We start from the raw sequence: 5,033 nt of genomic DNA, 5'->3' as shown, positions 1-5,033 counted from the left end.
AATATGTCTGTCGTTCAGTGTCATAAGGCGATATTTTTTTTAATGCGTATAATCGCTGTTTGAAGTTTGTTCGCTCGATGACACTCTTGCACGCAGGGCGGCAAAGGGGTGTTCGGCACTTGCCGGAAAAAATACAAGCCGCAGGTCTGGAGATTTTTTCCAGCAAATGCGAAAGAATACCCCGGCCCTGCGTGTTCATCTTTACGAGCGAATAAACTTTGAACTTCGTTTATACTCAGCATGAAACATAGAGCCAGCGCAGCCCCGCAGGGTGACACAGAACGGCAGACATACGGAAAATGAAATAATTATGAGATACGAGTATGCCGACCCCGGTCAAGAGCAAGTATGTGGCGGCCGTCGTTCATGTAGCTTGCGGAGTGATCGGAGGCTGTCACTTTCTTGCTCCCGGGGTCCTGAAAATAAATGCGGAGTGGCGTTGCGGCTCAAATCCTTGTTCAAGAGCCGGCGTTAAGAACACGGACTGCCGATTGAGAGTCTTGCGAGAGCGACATCCCTGTCGCAATCCCGCAAGGCGTATGAAGCAGTCGGTGTTTAGCCTGCTCCCATAGTCGGAGTGCGGTCAATGGGTGTCAGGCGCAGCCCGTCACCTTTTGACGGCACTCCGACGCCAACACGAGCCGCTACGCCTCTCCCCATTTTCGCAGTGAAACTGATTTATTCGGGGAATAGATAAAATTTGTATTGAATGATGAGCCAGATTATTAACTTGTGGATTTCAGGATTTTGTGGTAACTTTGCAATACTATGGCTGATATATCCACGAACAACGCCCCCCATATTGTCAGAGTAAAAGATTTCAAGATCGACACTGACTATGTTGCTTGGCTTTCCGAGATTAAGCAACGCTATCATTCTGCACAAATCAAAGCGGCAGTCAAGGTTAATACTGAGAAGCTGGCATTTAATTGGAGTGTCGGGTGCGACCTTGTAATTCGTAAAGCTGAAGAAAAATGGGGCAGCGGAGTTGTTGAACAGCTTAGTTTTGACTTGAGAGATGCTTTCCCGAATGAGAAAGGGTTTGGAACTACAAACCTTTGGGCGATGAAGAAATGGTATTTATTTTTTTCATCACCGGATGCTGTTGAAAAACTCCACCAACTTGGTGGAGAATTGCAAAACTCAAATATTGAGCGATTTATAAAACTCCGCCAAGTTGGTGGAGAAATTGAGCCAGACTTTCCTCTCGTTCTTGGTCTTGTCCCGTGGCGACATCAGGTTAATATAATAACCAAATGCAAGTCGATTGACGAAGCCGTTTTCTATCTAAGAGAGTGCATATTGGGCGGGTGGAGCCGTCAGACTTTGGATAATTCGCTGAAAGCAAACTTATATAAAGTTCAAGGTAAAGCCATAAGCAATTTCCCCGAATATCTGCCGGAGGCTCAAAGCCGAATGGCGCAGGAAATCACAAAGGACAATTATGACTTCGGATTTGTGACTGTTCCTGTCAACTATAAGGAAGAACAACTTGAAGCTGCACTTGAACAGAACATAACCCGTTTCCTCCTTGAACTCGGCACAGGCTTTGCATTTGTAGGGCGGCAAAAGGAACTCATTGTAGGCAACCGCTCCCGAAAGATTGATATGCTGTTTTATCATATCCGGCTAAAAGCCTATGTTGTAGTCGAGCTCAAGGTAAAGGCATTTGATCCGGAGTATGCAGGAAAACTCAATTACTATGTCAACGCCGTTGACGAGTTGCTCAAAGGGCCGGATGATAATCCGACGATTGGATTGCTTATATGCAGCGATAAAGATGAAACAGATGTACGTTGGGCGTTCAAAGGAATACAGACTCCGATGGGCGTAGCGTCTTACGACAATGTCAGGATCTCTACTTCAAATCTTCTTCCGTCAGCAGAAGAACTGCAAGCAAGAGTGCGGTTGGTAGAGGAAGAAATCAATAAATCCAACAATTAACTCATCGGACCCTCAAATTGAACCGGGGACAAAAAAATGATTTTTTAACACTCTGATATTTGGAGGTTTGGAGAATATTGTCTAACTTCGCTCTCGTCATCATTCCGATGGCGAAGAACATTGAAATCTGTGGGTGTAAAATTCGGGAATTACCGAGCACCTACTCAAAGTAAATGCTTGTAATTAAGCGATATAACATTACGATTCGCTGTCCCAGGCGGATCACTAAAGGGTCCATCAGACCATAGAAGACCTCTGAAAATCGCTGATTTTCAGAGGTCGTTTCTTTTTGACCCGCCCCACTACGGCGCAAAATATTGAAATATCCGGTGTGCATGGAGGGTGCAACGATTTCGGCACCTCAAATTGCACCCTTTTGGCGATATATTTCATTATTTTTCAGCGATTTGCATCAAACGCACTCTCAAAGCGGCTGCACCCTCGGCGTGGGGCCGAAATGGGGTTCTGCAAGTGGGGCTTATCCATTTTCAAGGCACGATCAGACTCGCGTTTAGATTTTTTTAACGCTTTCGCTATTTTACTTTGGAGTGAAAACAGAGTGTTAAAAAAGGGTGCAAATCGAGGGTGCAAACCGGCGAAATCCGACGAAAATCAGCTTTCACCACCCTCTTTCCATTCCGATATTCATTTGTCTTCGGGTAATTACAGCTTGTAAAACCGGTGGCTTTTTTGTATATTTAAGTTACCATTAAATCCACATGACAGATGAGATTATCCAACGAAAGCTACTTCTCCTTGAATTTCATCGCAAGGAAAGCGAGGCTCAACAAGAAGGGAGAGACGGCAATCGTCCTCCGAATCACGATGAACGGGCAGCGGACGGAGATATACACCAACCGCTATATCGCCCCCGACAACTGGAACGCGGCAAAGGGTCAGTCGAAGGGAAAGACCAAGAAAGACTTTGAACTGAACCGCTATCTCGACACCATCCGCACAAAGATATGCGAGATCCACAACAAGCTCGTGCTTCAGGACGAGATGATTACTCCCGATGTGCTGAAACGTGCATTCCTCGGCAAAATGGAAAAGCCGATGATGCTGCGCGAGGCTTTCCGGAGCGTGAACAAGAAGATGCGCGACAAATTCGAGCGCGGCGATGTCGTGGAGGCTACCGTGCTGCGCTGGGAACGTTGCGAGAAATATCTCGGCGAGTTCCTCGTCCTCAACCAAGGCTGTGACGACATACCCATGAAGAAACTCACATCCGGCATGGTTGACGATTTCGAGCACTTCCTCCGTGTGAGAAAACAGTGCGCCAACAACGCTGCGGTCAAATATATACGTTTTCTGAAAAATGTCGTGCGTGTCGGCCTTGCAAACAAATGGATAGAGGACGACCCCTTTATCGGCAAACGCTATGTACGCACGAAGTCGGAGCGTGAGCATCTCACGGAGGAGGAACTGCAAAAAATCATGAACCTCGACCTGAAAGATTTCCCGCGCCTCGACCTCGTAAGAGACACATTCGTGTTCTGCTGCTTCTGCGGGCTGGCCTTCATAGACATATCCACCCTTACCCGCGACCAGATTGTCACTGACGACAACGGGGAAATGTGGATACGCAAGAGCCGCCAGAACACAGGAGAGGTCAGCGCCATCCCGCTGCTTGACATTCCGAGGAAGATTGCCGAGAAATACCGTGAGCATCCCAAAACCGTGGAAAAGAACGTGGTGATACCTGTAATCTCCAACCAGAGGATGAACTCGTATCTTGACGAGGTGGCGGCAAAAGCCGGGGTAAAGAAGCATCTTACCACCCACATTGCGCGTCACACGTTCGCAACCATGTCGCTGAACAACCATGTCCCCATTGAGAGTATCCAGAAAATGCTCGGTCACTCCGACATATCAACCACTCTGATCTATGCAAGGATGCTTGACAAGACTGTCTCGGAGGATATGGAGAAGATGAGGGCAAAATTCGACACCATGCCGGTTGAGATAAAGCCCCTGCCTGAACCGCCCACAACGTTCACTCCTGAACCTCTGCCCAAACGCGGGCGTCCGAGAAAATATAATTGAGTCTCAAAGAAATGTAAAGGCGACAGTCAGGTCTAACCCGGCTGTCGCCTTTAATCATCTGGTAATTGTATCGTCGTAACGCGGATGATAGTTGCTTTCAATCAGTTTCTGAACATCCGTCTCGGCATACAGGCATTTGCCGCATATTATATAATATGGTATGATGCCCGCGTCACGATAATTCTGCACGGTACGTCTTGAAACTTTCAACAGCGCGGCAACTTCCTTGTCGTTAAGAAAACTGATGCCCCCGAGTATGACATGGTGATTTTCCCTCAGAACCAAGAGCGAGTCGAAAGCTGTCCGGCTCTTTTCTCTCGCCGCTATTATGAGCGGATGTTTCGTACTGATAATATCTTCAGCCATAGGCAATCTGGTTTACGGGGACTCCGCAACGCCGGAGGTAGTCCAAGACTTCACGCATCGGATAGCCGATTGAATTGTTATCGTCCCGGACAAAACCTATCTTGCCGTTCATCCTGAGATTATACAGTGTTGTCGGCGATATGTTAAGGAACCGGCAGGTCTCCGCGACAGACAGAATTTCGGAAGGCTTTTTACGCCGTAAGTGAGAAGCCAGCTTTATCACCATGTCGCATAGCATCTCATGCTCGTTGATTATGGTGTCGAACGCATCCTTCTCGATAAGTAGTACTTCCATAATTTACTTGGTGGATTTGAGTGGTGGTTTGGGATAAGGGATTGTAAAAAGGCAGCGGGTATCCCTCCCGCTGCCTCACCACTAAATCCACAATCAAAATAAAATTATGACTGCGATTCAGTGGCAAAGTTACAAAAATCTATCGGATTTTCAGCTATGTTCAGCCGAATATTTATTGACAGATTTGTATTCGGGAGCGTTTTAGAGTCCTGTCTGTGGGTCGATTAGCTCAACCATGCGGAGAAGCGAGTTGCTGAAGCCCTCGATTGTGGCGCGTCCGGTCGTGGCACCCGTGTATAAGCAGCCGGCTTCCGTCTGCCAAGTGAGCAGGGTCTCGCCATACTCTCCCCCGGCGAAGGGTTCACTTGCATATCCTCCGAAC

General features: G+C 47.5%; 5 protein-coding genes. 2 read left to right on the top strand and 3 right to left on the bottom strand.

The features are described from left to right. Positions 1-768 precede the first annotated feature (768 nt). Both K2H17_RS00025 and K2H17_RS00020 read left to right on the top strand, forming a co-directional pair. Complete coding sequence (locus K2H17_RS00025; RefSeq protein ID WP_300129990.1) at positions 769-1,944, top strand: PDDEXK nuclease domain-containing protein; 1,176 nt, start codon at positions 769-771, stop codon at positions 1,942-1,944. A 726-nt stretch (positions 1,945-2,670) separates the two neighbouring features. Next, positions 2,671-3,990, top strand: coding sequence for a site-specific integrase (locus K2H17_RS00020; RefSeq protein WP_300129989.1), 1,320 nt, complete (start codon positions 2,671-2,673; stop codon positions 3,988-3,990). A 54-nt stretch (positions 3,991-4,044) separates the two neighbouring features. On the opposite strand, the gene K2H17_RS00015 is transcribed toward K2H17_RS00020, so the two are convergent. The 3 genes from K2H17_RS00015 to K2H17_RS00005 form a co-directional block, all read right to left on the bottom strand. Further along, the gene (locus K2H17_RS00015) at positions 4,045-4,356 is read right to left on the bottom strand and encodes a helix-turn-helix domain-containing protein (RefSeq protein WP_300129988.1); all 312 of its coding nucleotides are present in this window, start codon (positions 4,354-4,356) and stop codon (positions 4,045-4,047) included. Then, positions 4,349-4,651 (bottom strand): helix-turn-helix domain-containing protein, encoded by a 303-nt coding sequence (locus K2H17_RS00010; protein WP_300129987.1) that lies wholly within the window; start codon positions 4,649-4,651, stop codon positions 4,349-4,351. The genes K2H17_RS00015 and K2H17_RS00010 overlap by 8 nt, the downstream gene beginning before the upstream one ends. Positions 4,652-4,852: 201 nt before the next feature. Further along, on the bottom strand, positions 4,853-5,033 hold a 181-nt coding region (locus K2H17_RS00005; RefSeq protein ID WP_300129986.1), incomplete at its 5' end, for a hypothetical protein.

This window comes from Duncaniella sp. (assembly GCF_029054785.1).
GTDB lineage: Bacteria > Bacteroidota > Bacteroidia > Bacteroidales > Muribaculaceae > Duncaniella.
The sequence above is the reverse complement of the archived record's forward strand: the minus strand, read 5'-3'. Positions and strand labels throughout refer to the sequence as shown.